The sequence below is a fragment of the Vibrio sp. KUL70 genome, from assembly GCF_059725515.1.
This window is the reverse complement of the sequence record NZ_AP045835.1, coordinates 1,324,241-1,344,874: the sequence shown is the minus strand read 5'-3', so window position 1 is coordinate 1,344,874 and position 20,634 is coordinate 1,324,241. Positions and strand designations below refer to the sequence as shown.

14 protein-coding genes are annotated in these 20,634 nt (G+C 43.3%); 6 read left to right on the top strand and 8 right to left on the bottom strand.

Features of this window, described 5'->3' with window-relative positions; genetic code table 11:
* Positions 1 to 141: 141 nt before the first annotated feature.
* The 3 genes from pdxY to aspT form a co-directional block, all read right to left on the bottom strand.
* Entirely contained in the window at positions 142 to 999 is an 858-nt protein-coding gene (gene pdxY / locus AC6I7V_RS19915) for a pyridoxal kinase PdxY (protein ID WP_498012005.1), read from the bottom strand.
* Positions 1,000 to 1,124: 125 nt separating this feature from the next.
* Entirely contained in the window at positions 1,125 to 2,720 is a 1,596-nt protein-coding gene (locus AC6I7V_RS19910; protein ID WP_498012004.1) for a bifunctional aspartate transaminase/aspartate 4-decarboxylase, read from the bottom strand.
* Positions 2,721 to 2,815: 95 nt separating this feature from the next.
* Positions 2,816 to 4,531 (bottom strand): aspartate-alanine antiporter, encoded by a 1,716-nt coding sequence (aspT, locus tag AC6I7V_RS19905; RefSeq protein WP_498012003.1) that lies wholly within the window; start codon positions 4,529 to 4,531, stop codon positions 2,816 to 2,818.
* A 464-nt stretch (positions 4,532 to 4,995) separates the two neighbouring features.
* Here aspT and AC6I7V_RS19900 point away from each other — a divergent pair, with 464 nt between their 5' ends.
* The 6 genes from AC6I7V_RS19900 (at position 4,996) to AC6I7V_RS19875 (ending at position 13,269) form a co-directional block, all read left to right on the top strand.
* The gene (locus tag AC6I7V_RS19900; protein ID WP_498012002.1) at positions 4,996 to 5,208 is read left to right on the top strand and encodes a DUF1656 domain-containing protein; all 213 of its coding nucleotides are present in this window, start codon (positions 4,996 to 4,998) and stop codon (positions 5,206 to 5,208) included.
* 10 nt (positions 5,209 to 5,218) lie between these two features.
* On the top strand, positions 5,219 to 6,085 hold the full coding sequence (locus tag AC6I7V_RS19895; RefSeq protein ID WP_498012001.1) for an HlyD family secretion protein: 867 nt from the start codon (positions 5,219 to 5,221) through the stop codon (positions 6,083 to 6,085).
* Between the two features lie 9 nt (positions 6,086 to 6,094).
* A complete protein-coding gene (locus tag AC6I7V_RS19890; protein ID WP_498012000.1) occupies positions 6,095 to 7,450 on the top strand; it encodes an FUSC family protein in 1,356 nt (451 codons plus the stop codon).
* Positions 7,451 to 7,777: 327 nt separating this feature from the next.
* Entirely contained in the window at positions 7,778 to 9,433 is a 1,656-nt protein-coding gene (locus AC6I7V_RS19885) for a hypothetical protein (RefSeq protein WP_498011999.1), read from the top strand.
* A 196-nt stretch (positions 9,434 to 9,629) separates the two neighbouring features.
* On the top strand, positions 9,630 to 11,726 hold the full coding sequence (locus AC6I7V_RS19880; RefSeq protein ID WP_498011998.1) for a carboxylesterase family protein: 2,097 nt from the start codon (positions 9,630 to 9,632) through the stop codon (positions 11,724 to 11,726).
* 85 nt (positions 11,727 to 11,811) lie between these two features.
* Positions 11,812 to 13,269: a phospholipase D family protein gene (locus AC6I7V_RS19875; RefSeq protein WP_498011997.1), complete on the top strand. Its 1,458-nt coding sequence runs from the start codon at positions 11,812 to 11,814 to the stop codon at positions 13,267 to 13,269.
* A 199-nt stretch (positions 13,270 to 13,468) separates the two neighbouring features.
* Here the strand turns inward: AC6I7V_RS19875 and AC6I7V_RS19870 are convergent, their stop codons facing one another.
* The 5 genes from AC6I7V_RS19870 to AC6I7V_RS19850 all read right to left on the bottom strand — a co-directional run bounded on the left by AC6I7V_RS19870 (position 13,469) and on the right by AC6I7V_RS19850 (position 20,494).
* A complete protein-coding gene (locus tag AC6I7V_RS19870; protein ID WP_498012383.1) occupies positions 13,469 to 15,187 on the bottom strand; it encodes an autotransporter assembly complex protein TamA in 1,719 nt (572 codons plus the stop codon).
* A 166-nt stretch (positions 15,188 to 15,353) separates the two neighbouring features.
* Entirely contained in the window at positions 15,354 to 16,634 is a 1,281-nt protein-coding gene (locus AC6I7V_RS19865) for a DEAD/DEAH box helicase (RefSeq protein ID WP_261883681.1), read from the bottom strand.
* A 134-nt stretch (positions 16,635 to 16,768) separates the two neighbouring features.
* Positions 16,769 to 16,957: a hypothetical protein gene (locus tag AC6I7V_RS19860; RefSeq protein ID WP_032552577.1), complete on the bottom strand. Its 189-nt coding sequence runs from the start codon at positions 16,955 to 16,957 to the stop codon at positions 16,769 to 16,771.
* Between the two features lie 310 nt (positions 16,958 to 17,267).
* Entirely contained in the window at positions 17,268 to 18,269 is a 1,002-nt protein-coding gene (locus tag AC6I7V_RS19855) for a TerC/Alx family metal homeostasis membrane protein (protein ID WP_498011996.1), read from the bottom strand.
* 479 nt (positions 18,270 to 18,748) lie between these two features.
* Positions 18,749 to 20,494, bottom strand: coding sequence for a bifunctional metallophosphatase/5'-nucleotidase (locus AC6I7V_RS19850; protein ID WP_498011995.1), 1,746 nt, complete (start codon positions 20,492 to 20,494; stop codon positions 18,749 to 18,751).
* Positions 20,495 to 20,634 lie beyond the last annotated feature (140 nt).

The following is a 20,634-nucleotide window of genomic DNA, read 5'->3' as shown; positions in this document are numbered from 1 at the left end:
GAGGGGTTAATAAATAGGGGTAAAGTGAAATCCATCTCTTTGCCGTCATAATATAACTCGGCTCCAGCTTGGCTCGTAATCTCGTTTGTAGGACGCTACCCATCGAATAGTCGCCCCACGTATGCGCTGGAGTTTTGTGTTTTAGCCTATTTTAACTAGGTTAAAATCATGGGTAGGTTCTACAAATTCATATTGGGCATTGATCGTTTGTAACTCCCAAGAGCCATAACTCTTGGTCACCTCTAACACACCATAGACCGCATTGTTTGCATGACGGAATGCAGCCACCGGAGACATTTTCTTCATTAACCCTGCAGTAAACAGTCCAGAGATAAGGTCACCCACCCCTACTGGTTGTTTATCAAATTCGATGTTCGGTCTCTGAACTAAGTAGCACGCTTTGTTGGTCGCAAGGATCATACTGAAAGCATCGTCCGGTAATGAATGTAGATGTTTGACGAGCACTATCTTTGGACCAAGTTCCAATGCTTTCTTACACGCTGTAACGGCGTCATAGAGAGAGTGGATCTTGGTATCGGTCAATTCACTCAACTCGAATTGATTGGGCACGATGATATCGGCAATAGGCAGTAAATGTTCGCTAATCGCGGTTTTAACGCCATCATCAACAATGCAACCTTTGTCTGGGTCACCCATGACAGGGTCACAAACATAGAGTGCATTGTGATTCTTTTCTTTAACTTGGTTGACCGCTTCAGCAACGGCTTTACATTGGTCTGCACTTCCTAGATAACCTGATAGTATTGCACCGCAGTCTCCTAGAGCATTGATGTTGTCTAGTCCTCTTACTAAATTTCGAATGTCGTCAGAGCCGAATCGTTGCCCCGTCCAACCTTGTTGGTATTGCGTATGATTGGAGAACTGAACGGTGTGGATTGGCCATACTCCGAGGCCCATTCTTTGCATCGGGAAGACGGCAGAACTGTTTCCTGCGTGGCCATAAACCACATGAGATTGAATAGAAATAATGCTTTTCATAAGTCACTCTTAATTGAGAAGTTTGTTAGCTTGGCGACTAAATAAACACAATATCGCGCACTGTGCTTATTTGGTCGGAATAGCCTCGACAACGCCGAGGCTTATTCTTAATCAGGCTGGATTCATTAGCCTTTGAATTCAGCAAAGTACTCATCCAACACTTTGCGTGTTGCACGACCGATAAGCTCGTATTCGTGGTGAGTAAGGTTTGCTAACGAAACTCGAACTGATGCATGCACTACATCGAAGCCTTGGCCTGGAAGTAGGATAACGCCGGTTTCATGTGCAAGGCGGAACAGGAAGTCTTTGCCTTTCTCGCTCGCTTTGAACCATTCAACGAATGCTGGTCCGTACAATTTGCCGCCCAGAGTGTCGAGCTCAAGCAGTGTGTAGTAGTCCACACGATCTTTGTTTTCTTCAATTTCTACACCCATATTTTTGTACAGAGTTTTGTAACGCTCGCGAATGATGCGTTTACATGCTTCTTTGTAGTTTTTCTCTGAGTCCATCAAGCAGTTCAATGAGAACAGCGCCATTTGAACTTGTTGAGGAAGAGACAAACCTGCTGTGTGGTTAAGTGCTACGCTGCGGCTATCTGCAACGATACGGTCAATAAACTTGATCTCACGCGGTTCCGGAGTCAGCGTTTTGTAACGATCGTCCAACTCAAGTTGACGCGCTTCAGGAAGGCTACGCATTGCATCGTCAAACACGTTGTTGTGTTGAATTGCAATCGAGCCTAGACGCCAGCCTGTTGCACCGAAGTACTTAGAGAACGAGTACACACAAAGCGTGTTGTATGGTAGTTTCGCAAACAGTGAGACAAAGTCGTCCGCAAAAGTGCCGTATACATCGTCAGTCACAATGAATAGGTCGCTACGTTCGTTGTTCACGAAGTTTGATAGGTTATCCAAAGTCTCATCCGAGAACTTCACAGACGCTGGGTTTGCTGGGTTAACAACACAAAGCAGTTTGATCTCTGTATCTGCAAGCTTTTCGATTTCAGACATCGGCAGCTGCCATGTTGTCTCATCCAGACGTAGTTCAACGATTTCCAGTTCGTATTCACTCAGTTCTGGAATCTCTAGGTAAGGCGTAAAGATTGGAGTGATTAGTGCAACCTTGTCACCTTTCTTCAATAGACCGTTGTTGAACATAGTTTGGAACGTGTACGTCATAGACGCTGTACCGCCTTCCGTTGCAAACAGATCGAAGTCTGTTGTCATTGGCATCGGGCCGTACATCTCTTCTGCGATGTACTGTTTCACAACTGTTTCGATGTTCGTCAACATGCGTGGTGGCACTGGGTAGTTACATGCAAGGTATGCGTTAACCAGTTCATTCAAGAATGCTTGCTTCTTTAGACCCAAACGGTCTTTTGCGTAGCTCAGCGACTTTTCCAAGAACTGTACGCCTTGGTCTTGTTTATTCTTGCTTGCAAACGTATCGAAGCGCTCAACAATGCCCACACCATCTGGAATGCCACCGAAACCACCATCTAGGTATGAGTAAGTGCGCTCGGCTTCCAATATTGCGAATTCACCCAAACGAATGAACGCTTTACGTGGTAGTGTCGCTAGAAAATTAGGGTTACCACGACCTGCATCTAATAAAGCACGATCAGGAACAGTTTGTGCCACTTCAATAAGTTTATCTTTTAATTCAAATGGGCTTAAATCTGCAAATTTCGAAAAATCAATTGTTGTATTTTGCGTAGTCATAATATTTGCCTGAATCTATTATTTAGTAAAATTTGGATAATACTTCCCCTACCGCCTATTTAATTAGGCGATAAGAGTGTTCGAATTTATTTAAATTACATGCCTGCGTTTAAAGTAATAATGCCGACAATAATTGGACCCCATAGGGTAAGCAGTACATTGGCGACTGCATAAGTCACGGTGAATGAGAATACTGGTGTTGCATTACCTGTTTTTTCCATTAAAGCCGCAAATGCTGGGTTTGCACTTCGTCCACCTGTCACGCAACCTAGTGCTTCAACTGGGTTCTTAATCTTCAATACAAAATATGAGAAGAAGAACGAAATAAACTGAGGAATAATGGTCACAGCCATACCAAGGAACAACAGAGACATACCATGTTCTTTGATGGTGTCGACCGCTTGAGGCCCAGCTTCAAGGCCAACAATGCCCACAAATGCTGCTAAACCGAAATCTCGAATAAAGTTAACAGCACCCACAGGGAACTGAGCAACGTGCGGATTTCGGCTACGTAACCAACCCACAATCAAGCCTGAGATCAAACAACCTGCACCAGAACCGATAGTGACGGGAATACCAGCTATCTTAAAGCTAATGAGACCAATCAATAGACCGACTACCATACCCATACCAAGTACAACGAAATCTGTCATGGTTGCTGAGCCCATACGTTGACCGATGTTTTTCTCAACACGATTGATGTCTTTTGCTGTACCGGTAAGCTGGATGACGTCGTTTTTCTTCACCACAAGATCCGGCGTCATTTCGATAGAGCTGCCTTCACGAATGTAATCCGTCACATAAACGCCGCGCATGGAACCTTGGTTCGAAGCCTCTTTGATCTCTTGCAGTGACTTACCAATCAGTATGTGGTTATCAGCGATCAGTTGGCGATTTTCTTCAATAACTTCATAGTCTTCTGGAAGTGCAACCTCGTTGTCAGCCAAACCATCTTGCAGCTGATGTACCGCATTACGACGACCTGTTACAACGATGACATCCCCTTCTTTCAGTGCTGTGAATTTGTCCACTTCTAGCACTTTGCCATCACGTTGAATCAATTCAATACAAGCAGCTAGAGCGTGTTGGTTTAACTGAGCTAAGGTTTTGCCTGCTAACCCACCATCTTTGCTCACTTTAAATGCTCGTGTAACCAGCGTGGTTACTGCGTTGAATTCACCCGGCGCAAGATCGCGCTTACCGTTTGAGTTTTTCTCTTCTAGAGCAATCGCTTCTGCTCGGATATCCCACTTCATCAGTGTTGGGAATACCCATGTCACCATCAGAATTGGACCAAGTGAGCCAAAGATGTACGTAACTGCGTAGCCTACTGCGACGTTGGTCTGCATTAGGTGCTTGGCTTCTTCCGTCACGCCACCAAGACGTGCGATCGCATCACCCGCTGTACCGATGATTGCCGATTGAGTCAAACCACCAGCTGCAAGACCTGCGGCCGTACCTCTGTCTAGATCAAACATCCAAGCTGCTGCTAACACACAAAGCAGACCTGAAACCGTCATAACCACGGCAGAAAGTAGAATGTTGATGGTTCTAAAGTTCAATGCTTTGAAGAACTGCGCACCACCTTGATAGCCTACAGCGTAAATAAAGAGCGCAAAGAAAATGCTTTTTACGCCAGGATCAATATGAACACCAAATTGCCCAATAATTACACCCATTAATAATGTTCCGGCAACACCGCCAAGAACAAATCGACCAATGGTAATTTTACCAACCATATAACCGAGAGAGAGCGTAATAAAGAGAGCAACAAATGGTGCCATGTCAAAAAGTTTAGAAATAATTTCCATGACAATTTTACTCTTACTAACAAATATAAAAATAAAACAATCCAATGATGACTAAAAAATAATAGCTATTGAATTATTCAAAATAAATAAAGCACCTCTTTGCTTCGAATCGAATATTAAGAACAAAACGTTTTATTATGTAATCTCATTTGATGGATCAAATCATCACTTTGACTGTTTGGATAGGGTTTAGAACAATGCTCACACCCAAAGTCATTGTTTTCATGGAATTTTATTTAAAACAAAAAAATTCGTTATTTCGAAATAAATTTAAAATAAGAGTGTATCTCCGGGTCTTTAATCGACCTTTCACCCATAGAGCGGCCAACTGCCCACATAGAGGTCGGGCTAAAGTCACTGAGCAAAGCAGGATTTTTGATGGATCTCATCCTCTATACGCGATTATCACAATAAATGTAACTCGATTATTGTTGCATTCATCAAACAAATAGAGAAAAAGAACCATGAGCACAATGCCACATGAACTTGTGTGGGGCGAAGTCTACTTCCCTCCACTGTTATTAGTTATCGCACTGGCTTATATATTGACAATCTTAACAGGGTCAATCGCAACCAGGTTTGGGCTTCATAAATACGTCGCCTTTCCTGCAATAGCCGAATTTAGCTTGATCGTGATCTTTACTGGCATTATTGGCCAATTTATTACCATTTTTTGAGGCACTTACCGTGATCAAACGTTATCTCATTACCCTTTTATTGTTAGCCGCAGCGGGAACCGTGATCTTTAGCTACTACCAGTCATACTCCAGTAACCCGTGGACCAGGGACGGGCAAGTTAGCGCTTATATCGTTTCGATAACGCCTCGAGTAACAGGTCAAGTCATAGAAATGCATGTCGAAGACAACTCGAAAGTGAAAAAGGGCGACCTTCTTTTTGAAATAGACCCAAGTATTTACAAGGCAACCTACAGAAAGGCTCTTGCAACTGAAAAGCAAGCACTTGCCCTACTTGCTAAAGCAAAGAACGAAGAACAGCGTGCATTGGACTTAGAGAAACGAACTCCGGGTGCAGTACCCGTTCTTACTTTAAATAACTTAAGTAATGCGGTAGAGACTAGCGCTGCAAATGTTGAGCTGGCAAAAGCGAACGTCGAAGAAGCGCATCTGAATCTTGAGTACACCAAAGTATATGCACCTACCAATGGTTACATTACCAATCTAAACCTACGCGTGGGTTCTCAAGTCGTCGCAAACTCTCCAGTCGTTGCACTGATTGATGAAGATAGCTTTTGGATTGAAGGTTATTTCAAGGAGACTGACCTTGTTGGTGTAGATCCTCAAGACAAAGCCTACGTAACCCTCATGATGCATAACAACGTTAAACTAGAGGGTCACATTAAGAGTGTTGGCTTTGGTATCGCGAAACAAGACGGCAGCACAGGCAATGATCTATTGCCAAACGTTAATCCAAACTTTCAATGGATACGTCTAGCTCAACGTATCCCTATCAAAGTCAAATTAGACAATATACCTGACGACGTACAGCTTCGTGTTGGTATGACTGCATCGATTAAAATCATCAAAAATAGTTAGGTAACTTTTATGCTTACTGCATCGACTAAAGAAGCGATTAAAGTCGCACTCTCTATCGTTATCGCGATTTGCTTAGCGTTGTGGTTTGGATGGGAAAAACCATATTGGGCAGCGATAGCGGTGGCAGTGATGGCATTGAACGAGAGTTTCGCTCATGCAATAAACAAAGGCCATAATCGGTTGATGGGAACCCTGTTAGGAACCGGTTATGCCTTTTTCCTTATCGCTCTGTTTTCTCAAGACCGTTTTTTGTTTTTGACATTCTTCACCCTATTTCTTGGGGTGTGCATCTTTATGTCGAGCGATGATAAGTACGGCTATGTCTTTTCAATTGGTTTTGCTGTCTGTTCCATTGTCGCTTGCATGGGCGGATTTGATAGCCAAGCCACCTTTCACTTCGCTGTACTTCGGCTTCAAGAAACACTACTGGGCATTATAGTATTTTCTGTCGTGTTTCGCATCGTGTGGCCCGTAAATACGGAGCTCAACTTTTTCCAACGCTTTGAAACTAGCAGACAAACTTTGTTAGACGCGATGGATCAAACCGATGAAATAGACATTGCTGCTCTTGAAAGTAACACCACCAATATTGATAAACTGTATCAACTTCTGGATCTGCCGCTGACAGGAAGTTACCAACTCAAAGAGAACATCCATACATGGCGTTTGCGTGTCAGTGAAATGGCACACATCCAGGATGCACTACTCAAACAAAGTCACAGTGAATCTACTTTAGATATTCAATGGGAGGTTATTGCTCATAACTTGAAGACGTTCGATGCATTATCACCTGGTCAATCCCTTGTTAATGGAGAACTCGCTGTTATGGGCGATAACAGAGACGTGTCGTGGCATCACGCTCACCGAACATTTGTTGAACATTTGAATGAAGATGGGCGCAAAGTACTCCAAGGTGTATCAATGTTTATTACGTCGCTATTAATTTGGATTTATCTTCCTATGCCGGGAGGATTCATATTCCCAATGATAGCTGGCGTATTCTCTGCCGTGCTCCCTACCATGCCGCCAACTGTTATTAAGGATGCCTTTTATGGCGTGTTGGGCACGGGAACGGTGATTCTGTTGCAGTACATTTTCGTGATGCCACTGCTAACAGAGCTATGGGAGCTTGGTCTATTCTACTTCATTAACATTGTTGTGGTATGGCAAGTATTCGCTTCACCCAAGCTCATGATACATCGCATTTTGGGCATCAACTTGTTGGTTGTTCTTACATCTGGAGCACTCAACCTTACTCCGGTATACAGAATAGAAACACCACTGTTAATGCTGGTAAATATTATGCTCATTTTAATGATAGCGAAACTGTTTACTGATCTATTCCGAGTCAAGGTGACCGCTTAGTACTAAATCGACCAAATCAGTCACGAGCAATCGGCCTGCCAAGTATTTTGACTTTGCAGGCCATTTTTACATCTAACTGAAAATTTTTATAAATCAGACATTTAACGTTATATTTTACCAAGTGAGGATAGCGTCCATCAAATGCGATTAACGCAATCTATCACCTCCTCTTAAAATCCTCTCATTGATTGACGCAATGCATTTTTATTTGTGGCATTCACATCAGCAATCCTAACGGATAAATACATAACAACTGAACAAGATGTTCAGTATTACTTCAACTGTTTGAGTCTCGAAGGTTTGAGGCTACTCAGCGTGGAAACCGTCATGAGTTTTTTTAAAATACACACCAACTGTAAGACCCATACTCTTTCTGTGTTAGCGAGCGCCCTACTACTAACCACTCCAACTTTTGTCTCTGCAGAAGCAACACAGACTTATAGTGAAGTCGTGGAAAAAGGTCGAACAGTGTTTGACAAATATGGCATCAGTCATGATTTACCAAAACTAGCCATTAGCTCATTGGTACAGGGCGAACATCTCGTTGAACACGCACACCGAACTTACCAAGTTGGTGACGAAGTTCGTGACTCAAGCGTCTACCTCGTTAAGAACACCGACAGTAAAGGCAACATCGATCTGCGTATTAAATACAATCCAGAAGAGCTGGACGCTAACGAGAAGTTGCTCAATGAAATAGAAACGTTCACACGTACCGAATATCGCTTACGTGATTATGCTGAAAGCTTTGACTCGTCTTCGGTTCGTGCGAAAGAAATCGATGATCGCACAGTTATTATCAGCTTCGACTATTCAAAGTATGGACTGCCCCAAGATATCGCCTATTTCCGTTTTTTGCATGTCGAAATTACGGTAGTTGATGGTGAGCCAAAACAGATGCTAATTCGCAACAAAACGCCGTTTAAACACCATACATATAATGTAGATAGCTATAAGCAAGAGATTAAGTTTCAAACTTTACCCTATGGCAAGTTAGTTATCGCAAGCAAAACCACTGAAGTGGTTGGCCAAACCAAGAATAAGCCAATGAAAATGACCAGCTTCGTCGAACCCGTGGCTTTTTACACAGATGACAGTGGTGTAGAAGTACTCAACGAAGAAAAACTTCAAGAAGTCTCCGATCCAAGAATGCAAGAAGCGAGCGTAAAGCTCGATCGAATCTTTCCGTTAATGGGTGACATGGTGCGACGCCAAGGCATCGATTTACCACTTCCTTTTGGTATCTCTGTTGCTTATCGAGACCAAAATATGGATATACCGATGACAGATTACGTAATTGGTGGTGTTCGATTAAATGACCTATTTGACCCTGAAGACAGCGTTGCAACGGTCAATGCAGAAAGCCTTTCGATACGTGGTGATGTCAATATTTTGCCATTTTGGAATGTGTTCGGATACCTAGGAAAAATAAACGTTGATGCCAATATTGATGCTTCTTATACCGGCGCGGCAGGCGAATATCTCAAGGATAAACTTAACGACAAGCTACCAGGGCTAGGCGACAAACTATGTGAAGGTGTATCTGCATTGTGTGAACGTGGTCGTCTAAATGTTCCATTGCACCTTGAATATGACTTGCGTGGAGTAGGTACAACACTGTCTGTAGGTTACAAAGAGTTTTTTGCTTCAGTTACCGGCACTTACTCACAAACACGCCTGAAAGGGTTGACTGATTGGGGAGATGGAATTGTGACAGTGCAACCGATGTTAGGTTACCAATTGGTTGATTATCGAGCTCAGTTTTTTGTCGGGGCGGAGTATCAAGGCTTAGATTCACGTATGCAGGGCACTGTAAAAACAGGCGATATTGAATTTGACTATGACGTCGGTGTCGAACTCAATCAATGGGCCTACCTAGTTGGCTTCAACAAGCAAATCGGCAAAAACTATAACTTAAGCGTACTGTACAACAAAGGTGAAACCCGTGACGCGCTGACGTTAAACCTCGGCTATCGCTTCTAATGCCGAACAAGGATTAGAGTGGTCTCGGCTGCTCTTGTAGGATGGGGTCCTACTTATAGGATTCCATTCATTACAATAATGTCTTTAATATAAATCCCATCACAAAATTACATATCTCCAAGCTCGACAAGGGTCAATTATAGCGGACGGAATTGCTGGTTTGGTAACAACAAGAACAAGAACTGTGGACATGACAATGAAACTCAACAAACGATCAATTTTATCCGTGACGGTCTCAATGCTACTGGCAGCTTGTGGCAGTGATACTGAGCCTAGCATTCCTATGCCAGACAAACCAGAGCCATTAGTGCCAGCCCCCGCTGTGCCTTTTGTTACTCAAATCGGTGAGGTTACGGTTAAAGCGACCAAAGAAGAATTGGTTGTGACTTCAAATGAAGCATCTGACAAACTTGCAACTGTTGAATCTTTCAAAGGGATTCAATATGCCGAAGCTGAGCGCTTCAAGCACAGTGAAGTGGTAAACCTTATCGGAGATGAATTGGATGCCACTCAGTTTGGGTATGCATGTCCGCAACTAAAAGCCACTGCGCAAGAGCAGTCTGAAGACTGTTTAAATCTGAATATTTGGCGCCCTGCAAATACAGATAGTGATGCTGCGCTTCCTGTCTATGTGTTCATCCACGGTGGCGACTTTGAATACGGTTCAGGTTCTGAAGCACTTGTGCACGGTGATACTGTAGTTGCACAAGGAAGCGACGACGGTAAGCCTTTCATCTATGTGAGTTTTAACTACCGTCTTGGTCAGCTAGGGACTCAATGGATAGAAGGTGCAAATGAAGATGGTAACTATGGTCTAGGCGACCAAAAGCGTGCCTTGGCATGGATACACAATAACATTGCCGACTTCGGTGGCGATGCTCAAAACGTAACCGTTATGGGTCAAGGCTCAGGTGCTATGTCTATTGGTTTCTTGCAGCAAGATGACGATATTGCAGGTCAATATTTCCAACGAGCCGTCATGCAAAGTAATCCATATGGCTTTGAATATCCTAGTTATAAAGTAGCAAAAGATCGCAGTAAAGAGTTTACAGCAGACACCTCGATCGACGAAATTATGGCATCACAAAAAACTACTTTGAATGGTATTGAACAGCTAAAAAATTGGTTGTTAGGCTCTTTGCAAATCCCTGTTCTAAGCCCAACAGCAGATGAGACTCCAATGTCAAACCTGATGCCTTTTGCTCCATATATATTATGTGAAAAAACGTTTCTTGGTAGCTGTAGCGAATCGGCGGAATCACCCATTCAAACAGGCTTCTCTGTACCAACAGTGCTTGGTGGAAATGCACATGAAGCAAACAGCTTTGGTATGATCTTTAACGCTACGTTCGTCATTCCGACAGTCATCGAGTTATTAACAAATGATGAGCCTGAACTACTTACTAATGAAGATCCAGCAAAGCTAGCTCTAGCCATGATTAACTGGCTAGAAGATGAAAACAACATTGCTCTTCTGCAACAAAAACTGTCTGAGCGCGCAAGTGATGAAGTTTCAGCGGAAATTACATTGCCTACTAGTGCTTACAGCGCAGTAACCGGGTTATTTTATGGTGCCAAAATAGAAGGTGATCTAGGTGAAATGACCAAGTGCATCGATCCCAGTGACATTGCGGGTACCGTAGGTTGCTTGGTCGACATTGTTGATATAACTAGCCATCAACAAACCCAAGATATCCTAGCTCTGACCGATTTCTACCCTAACTCAGAATCAAACTTAGGTGGTGCTCTTGACAACATGAAGCAATTTAAAACCTTGCTCAATGACACCTTATTCCATGGCCCAGCTCGTTATTTGGCAGCAAACAGCGAAGTAGAAGCAACGCTATACCACTTTGAGCACAAACCAAGCTTTAACATGTGGAACTATAAAACCGCTCTAAATGAAGAAACGGGCGAATACGATCAACTGTCAATCATTGATCTATTCAAAACGATTGGTTGCATCAGCGGTGCATGTAATGGCTCAGAACTGCCATTTATGTTCAACAAAGCGGTACGTTTTGATGGAAGTGAAGTAAGACCATCAAGCAAGGAAAAAGCACTAATGAATGAAATGTCGCGTCTTTGGTTCAGCGATGAATTGTTCCAAAACTACCAGTACAGCGATACCGACAATGTGCTCGTCATAGATGGTGCAGGATTCAGCGAAAACAGTACTACTTTCGACTGGGACTATGTCACAAATCCTGGTGTTGACCCTAAGCTTCGTAACGGCCGACTAACTGGTTTAGCAGAGCAAGGTCTTATGCCTTGGAACTGGTATCTAAACTAAACATCGTCAGTAATCCTATTTCTTTAACGGCCAGCTCGCTGGCCGCTTTTTTATCCAAATTTTACATCCAAACACAGGTTAGTTTATGACTCTCAGCAAACTAAAATCAGCGTGCACATTGATGTTAATAGCTTTTGTCACAGGCTGCGCGCAACCTTACCCTGAAGTTGAACCTGACTTCGAAGCAAATTGGCAAAGCATAGAACACCAAGCTGAAGTGTACTTGATCCCAACGGCACCAGAAGCTTTCGCTCGTCGTATCGAGCTCGTTCGCCAAGCACAACACTCAATTGATATGACTTATTTCTCTTGGGAACGCGACACACTTGGTTTGATGCTTCTCAACGAACTAAAACAAGCGGCAGATCGTGGGGTTCACGTTCGACTGACATTAGATGACCTACTGGTTTTTAATGATAAATGGCTAGCGGAATTAGACTCACACGCTCACATTGAAATTCGATTATTCAACCCTTTTGATTCGCGTAAAGCGGGTTGGATCGGTCGCGCGTTCAACTTCTCGACTCACCAAAAACAGCTGGATAATCGGCTTCACGAGAAGTACTTCAATGTTGATCATCACTCGATGATTCTAGGCGGAAGAAATATCGGCAATGACTACTTCGGTTATAGCGAGACCGCCAATTTCTTTGATATGGACGTTCTGTTTCGAGGTGACGTAATCGCGTCTTTCGACCGCAATTACCAAACACTCTGGAACAGCTCATATGTCGTACCGATCCAAGAGCGAATTGAAGTCAAAGAGAAAGGTCAGTACAAAGCGTTTACTAAAGCGATTAATAAAGGGGAAAAAAACAAGCAAACCATCACTCTCGATATTGAGCGACAGATAAATCGCCTAAGCGAGCCAAAATTCGTGAAAGCGTCGGTCACCCCACTCTTTGACTCGTTAGAGAAGCTCAATGACAACAAGCCCTACTTTCGTCAACGTACCGAGCACTTAATCAAGCAAAAAGTACCGGAGCCAACGAAGGCTGTGATTTCGACACCCTATATGGTGCCAAGCGATAATCGATTTGTGTTTATCGATGGACTCAAAGAGCTTGGATCAGAAGTCACCGTATTGACCAACTCATCGGCTTCCAATGATTCAGGCTTTGTTCCTGCGTATTACGAAAAACACCGTGAGACTTTACTCGATAAAGGGATCAATATCTACGAGTATAAAAACCAAGCTATCAACGATGACCACTACTTTCATGTTGATACCTACTACCATAATAAAACCGTCATTTTAGATGACCGTGTGACCTATATCGGCTCCTCTAACTTCGACCCAAGATCAGACTTTCTAAACGTCGAGTTTGGTGTATTGGTCGAAAGTGAAGAGTTTGCAAAGCAAGTGACTCACTACTTAACGCGTCAGGAAGAGGCATTGTTCTGGGTAGTCTCACGCGATCAATCAGGTAACACGCACTGGACATCAGGGGAGCAAACACATAAAAAGAACCCCAACTACAGCTCATGGAACGCACTACCGGATTGGCTATTTAGAAAAATGAATGGCGAGTTCGAACTCTAGGTCCAGTCAATAAGAGTAGAACCAGAAACGTAGCAAACTATTGTGTCCGATTCGATTTAAGTCATCACAGATACAAATGCAAAAAAGCCGCAATTCGCGGCTTTTCATGTTTCAAACAGACCTAACAACTTTTATGAGCATTTGGCTTAATTTCGTGAACTAGGCCCTCCTTCGCGAAACCTTGAAGAGAGCACAAACATCAGAATTGAGTACCTAATGAGAAGTGAACACGAAATTCATCCCCTTCAGGCGCATCTAATCCATAAGCAAAGTCGAGTTTTATAGGCACAATCTGTGAATTCCAGATAAGGCTAAGGCCTGTTCCACGCTTCCAATCCGCTTTGTCATCGAACGCATCGCCCACATCGATAAACGCGCCCAACCAAACTGAACGATAAACCTGATGTTGGTACTCGAGCCCTGCGGTTAGCATATAACGCGCCCCTGTTAATTCACCGTTGTCATCTTTGGGAGAGATCGACTCATAACCGTAGCCTCTCAAGCTTCCATCACCACCGGCAAAATAACGCAGTGAGGATGGGACATCCGACAACGATTTAGCTATGTTAATGCCGACATTTGATCGAAAATGGAGCTTTTGACTTTCACTAATATCCCACGAAAGCACACTGTTTCCTTCCAACCGCAACAGCCTTGAGTCAGACAAGAGGTGAGAGTCAGAATACTCAAGGGAATAGAGATGTCGATGATTTAGCTCTAATTGATCATTCTTACGATCAACCTGAGAAAAGCTAATCCCAGGCAAGAGCAATTGTGATTGATCTTGCTCAGATGCCTGTCGGTATTCTTCATGCAAATATTTGACATAAACGGTACTTTGCCAGTCACTGTCTAATTGCCAATAGCGTTCAAACTTTAGATCGTTTGAAAAACTCTCTGTGTCTCGATGATCAATACGTTTCGATTCAAACTGAACTCCAAAATAATCGGTCGTGACTTTTTCTGTTGGGATTTTATAACCAAGCCGCAGAGATTGCTCCTGCTCAGACAGATATGTCTGCGTTTCGAAGCTGTGTCCTTTCCGGTTGTACCAAGGCTTTGACCAACTGAGTGAGGCTCTTAAGCCAACGTCAGTAGAGTAACCACCACCCACCTGTACAATATCGCGAGAGCTTGGCTCAGCAATGATTTCGATTGGTACTTCTAAAGTATCGTCGGTATGGGTAAAGTCTCCATGAACAACGACACTGCGAAACCACCGAGTTTCAGACAAATCAGACTGCAATTCTCCCAATTTATTGGTATCAAAGTCATCCCCTCGCCTGAATGTTGGAATTTTCTCGATACGGGCAGGTTCAACCCCGTCATCAGGAATACTGATAGCGCCAAACTTATAACGCTTTCCGCTTGAAAAATGCAGGTGAATGTTGGCGATATTCTCGCTAGGAATCACTTCTACTTTAGCTTCAAGAAATTTTCCATCGAAATACCCTTTCCGCTTTGCCAACGAGAGGATCGCCTGTTTAGTCTGGTCGTATTCTTGGTGAGATAATGGTGAGCCAACCTTTAACTTGCTTTGCTCAAGTATTTTAATGAACTCTTCATCATGGCTCGCCTCGCCAGTAATTTTGATAACCGACTCTGCAATGTACATCACAGGACCGGGATCGACACTCAAAGTCATTTTGTCATGACCATTAAGCTCAATATCTAATTGCGGGTGGTAGTAACCATAAGGGTTTATTGCGTCTTGAATCCGTTTCGATAGCTTAGTACGAGACAATTGAGATGCAGGAAAATCAGTCAAAGGCTCTAAGTGTAACGCCACATTTTCGGTGAGAGTCTTATTGAGTCCTTTGACATCAAATTCCGCGCCAGTCGCAAAAGGTTGAGTAACTGTAAACAGTGAAGCTGTCAGTATGACTTGTTTGATAGAAGTATTCACGCCGTTACCCAGTGACTAAAACTTAAATAGCTTATGAGCAAAGCCGAAAACCGTTTAATCACTTATGGAGGACGCTGTCCTACTTATTTACTGAATTTTCTGTACATCTACAGACTCACCACTGGACTGAAGACATAAAAAAGGCGCTATCAAGCGCCTTTATAGTATCAATTGTATATCAGTTATTTTTCAGCCACACATCTTGTCTTTGTGCCGCTTTTTTCTTTTTCTTCTTACCCGTACCAGCTGGTGGCGCAACGGGTTTAAGCGCTGCAATCAGTTCTGCAACAGCTTCCGCATCCACTTCAAAACCTTCAACTTGTTCACGCTCAAGTCGAATCTTGTTTTTCTTCTCGATGATCTTGAAGTGGTGGTAATCTTCATGGTCGATCAAAGAAAGAGCCAAGCCCACCTCTCCCGCACGTCCGCTTCGACCTATACGGTGCATGTAGTCTGATGGGCTGCGCGGCAGGTCAAAGTTAATAACGACTGGCAGCTTTTCGATATCCAGACCTCGAGCCGCAATATCCGTTGCGATAAGGACGTCGATGTCACCCAATTTGAAATCTTCTAAGATACGCGTACGTGAGCCCTGACCTTTGTCACCGTGGAATACTTCCGCGATAATGCCACGCTTGTAAAGCTTATCCGCTAAATGTTCACAGCTGTTCTTTGCATTCACAAAAATCAGTGCTTGTCGCCATTGGTGCTCTTTAATGAGATGCGCCAATAGTGCTGTTTTGCGTCCCTTTTCTACTTCGAATACACGTTGAACAAGCGTACTTGCATTTGCGCTTTGCAATTGAACCTCTAGAGGATCGTTGAGTAGCTCTTCCGTTAACGCTTGTACTTGCTCTGGGAAAGTTGCAGAGAACAAGAGAGTCTGTTTTTTAGCAGGTAACAACTTACGAATAGCGTCTAGCTCTTCAGTAAAGCCAAGGCTCAACATTCGGTCAGCTTCATCGAGGATCAACGTTTTTACGCGATCTAGCTTAACTGCATTACTAGAAACTAAATCAAGTAATCGACCCGGTGTCGCGACAAGAATGTCAGCACCACCACGTAAAGCTTGCATCTGACGATTTACTGATACACCACCAAATACACACACCGTTTTAATCGCACCATTAAAATGTACAGCGTACGACTTAACGCTGTCTGATACTTGCCTTGCCAATTCACGGGTTGGAACCAAGATAAGTCCCGAAACATGGTTTCCTTTACTACGACTTACCGGGCTTTCATGGTAAACCTGTTGTAGTAACGGCAAAGCAAAGGCTGCGGTTTTACCAGAACCCGTATTTGCCCCAGCAATAAGGTCACGGCCATGTAACACACTCGGGATCACTTGTGCTTGAATAGGGGTTGGTTGTTGGTACTCAAGCTCAGTTAAGCGAGAAACAAGTGGCGAGATTAAACCAAGCTCTGAGAAGTTGGTTGCTGTTGTGGTATCAGTCATTAATGGAAGAGACTCAATAATAAAATAGAGCGCGCTATACTAGCGCATTTATGTCTCTTTCCGTAGTGATTTCCTTTGCGATACAAAAAAGCCAGCTACATGAGCTGGCTTTAAATTATTCTTGTCTCGCAAGATTAACGGTAGATACCGATATCTTTTTGCATGTGACCAGAAAGGTCGCTTGCGTAGTAGCTACGAGGAGTGTTATCAACGAACAGAATGTCGATGATGTGTGCAATCAATCCTTTGAAGTTAACCGCGTAGGTCTTCTTATCCATAGAGTTTGGAACAGCGATAGTATTCATCTGCATTGCTTGAGCCATGATTGCCTCTCTATAAATTTTTAGGTGTTTCGTCTTGTTGATGTGAATAATAGGCGATTATTTGCCGGTTAAAAAATGACAAAAACTAGACTTTCGGATTAGATTTTCTTATAAAACAACCCATTAACAATCGTGTAGAATACACACTCACACAAATTGAATTTTAATTCAAAATTACGCTTAAAACTTGAATTTAGTACAAATTAGACTCTAAACAAAGAGGCTAAGATCACATAAAATTTACATAGATAAATTCAATGTTCTCTTAGCCTCTTAGAAAAAAGCAAACTATAGATAAGTTATTTTGACTTTAATTTGTCTGCTCTATGTCTGACTTATTTCCATAAATCGATGCTATGACCGCGACCGTCATGGTGGTGATCAGAACACCCAGAGACCAGTAAGTCGGAATCGCATATTCACTTTCCACGAGCAACATCTTGATACCGATAAATACCATGATGAACGCCAGCGCTGGTTTGAGGTAAATGAACTTATCCATCATGCCTTGTAGTACAAAGTACAGAGAGCGAAGACCTAACAACGCAAATACGTTAGCGGCCAACACTAGGAACGGTTCTTGTGTCACTGCAAAAATTGCTGGAATAGAATCCAGTGCGAACATGACATCCATGACCGCAATCGCACCAATCACCAACATCATTGGAGTGATCATCCATTTGACGCCATGTTTCACCATTAGAGAAGCGCCATGATATTCCTCTGTCACTGGCATCACTTTACGCAGCAGCTTCTCAGGTAACGTATTTACGCTCTCCTCTTCACCTTTGTCGAGAGCCAATTTCACTCCCGTCGCAATGAGGAATGCTGCAAACACATAAAGCACCCAGTGGTATTGCGCTAACAGCTGAGCCCCCAATGCGATCATCACCGCGCGAAGTACGAGAGCACCAATCACTCCCCATAATAAAGCTCTAGGGCGTAAATGCTCAGGAACTTGGTACTGACCAAAGATCATCGCGAACACAAACAGATTATCAACGCTAAGTGATTTCTCTAACAAGTAGCCAGTGATAAACGAGACGGTTGCTTTCTCTGCCGTGTAATGGCTATGAGGCGCGTAAAATTCCCAAAATAGGTAGATTGAACCGGCAAACAGAAACGCAAGCAGAAACCAAAATATGCTCCATACCGTCGCTTTTTTGATGGTGACATTACCACCACGAGTTTGATAGATATCGATAGAAACTAAGACTAACGTCAATACGAAAAAGCCCACGTAGGTCATCACATCAGGTGATGTCGATAACGCGTCTTGTTGATTTAATAAAAGAGATTGAGTTGAGTTCATTATTCCTCCGGGCGGAAGAAACTGTTCAAAGACCTTCCGCAAACGAAACAGATCAAGGGCCAAAATGGTACTTGATTGTGATTGCGTTGGTCTCGTTGAAGTGAAATATGGGATTTCACCTTTACGCACCGGATAGACACTTGGCCTAACGAGATGACGATACGTAAACTTGCGCTAACTACTCCCCAAACGCGTGGATAATATTCCTGAATTTGTGTTTCGTCTATATAAATTTGCATCAGAAGAACAAAAAGAGGCACAAGCCCCTTTCTGTTTTTGTCGTCGTTCACTTTAGGGTAGCATTTACCCCTAAGTTTTTGCTATAGCCCAGAAATTGGGACGAAGTAAACCAGCGCCGACCAAACCGACACCCAACCTACGACCGCTACCGCATCCAACCAATCTTTCTTCCACATGTTTCGTCTCCTGCCAAATAGAGCAACTGCGAAACATCAAGCAAAAAAGATACCAATAAAGTATTAATGTGCTTTTTTGTAACAAACCAAACAGTTCTGCGCGTAACGACTGTTTAACGCCTCTGGATTAGCCTCCAAAAACTCAATGAAACAATCGGCCATAGATAAAGTCGTCACTGAGCCTTCTCCCTTCATATTGAGTACAGCGTCATACCCTTCTTTGCCTTTCATGGTATAGGCTGATGACGAGCCACGATACACTTTGTGGCGCTCGACAGCATTCCAGTCACCATTGCGATAGATTTCGAGATGATGGATTCGGTGCCCGATCGGTGCTTCAGCGTGGTAACAAAATCTTAGATTATAGGTATAAGGAAAACTACCAGAGCCTGTACCGACCACACCGTTATCGAGCGCATTGTTGATTGCGCCCTCTAATGTAGCGGCAATCGTCTCGCCATTAATTTGATATGTGCCGATCGGTACGGCAAATGGCAGTAGCTTTCCGGCAATATCCGCCACCGATACATCACCAGCATTTAAAGAGTTACGAACACCACCAGCATTATGAATCGCAAAATCCACATTCAAACCTCGTTGATTCATCGCATAATGGAACGACTGAGCCACAAGTGGTGCTAGCTCACTTGGCCCTTCTTCATCGGGCACTCGAACATGTCGTAGTTTATCCGTTGCTGTAGCGATAATTTGTTGCTGCAACTGACGCACTCGCGGCAGGTACTTGTCTGTTAAAATGTACTGAATATCTTGGTCTTTTTTACATACGGATATAAGTGGATGATTATTGAGGTATTCACAAGCAACGTCATGAGCATCATCCTGACCGACTTCACTGAGTTTTGCATCGATGAACAGACGACGACCAAGAAGCAGTTCATTTCGACCATTAAAATTGACCACTTTGCCAGTTTCGTCAAACTCAATCTCACAGTGCCCCAAAGACATGGAATGGAATCCAGCTTGAACGACATAAGTATCGTTGACTTTCACCCCATATTCATCATCTTTAACCAGCCCGACATCGGAGAAGTCACCCTGTAACCTATGACTATGGCCGCCTACAATCAGCCCAATACCCTCAACCTGACGTGCCAAGTCTAAATCACCTTCATAACCTAAATGGCTGAGTAAAATGATTTTATTGATACCCTCTTTTTGAATTTGAGCGATGGTTGCTCTTGCAGTCGAAACGGCGTTCTCAAACGGAGTGTCAACATCGGGATTTGCGATCAGATCCATCTGATCGATACTAAGGCCAAAGATTGCGACAGGCTCGCCATCAAATTCTTTGGTGATGTAGCTAGCACTCTGAGTTTCAGGAAGGAAAGCTTTAACTTGGCTATTGTCCGCTAAGGTATGAGTTTTATTGATATCCTCATTCGACAAATTCCAGTTCCCCGCCAGTAGTGGAAACTCGATGCGCTTGGCAAACTCTGCAACAGGTTCATTGCCCATATCGAGTTCGTGATTACCGAGCGTCATCGCATCGATGTTTAAGGCATTCAATAAGTCAGCATTGGCTTTCCCCTTAAACAGAGAAAAGTACAACGTCCCTTGGAAGCAGTCGCCGGCGTGCAAAAACAGCGTATCTTTACCTTGTCGAGTGGCATCTTCTTTGAGCTGCTTGAATCGAGTTGCTATTCGAGCAAAACCACCAGCACTGACATAAGGCTCTATGATTTGCTCATTCACTTTTAATGATAGTTGTAATGACGTTGGTTCAAAGTATGAGTGGGTGTCATTAATATGCGCCAGTACCAGTTTCGCTGGCTTATTCTTTTTAGTCATATGTTCTCTCTCTTCTTCCCTTCATACTAAGTTGGGAATCATGACAGAATCGTGAATTTTATGAAACAGCACTGCAAAAAAATAGACGTGATTGGTCAAGCAATCACATTCGGTTGGTTAAACTTTAGATTCTGTTTTGT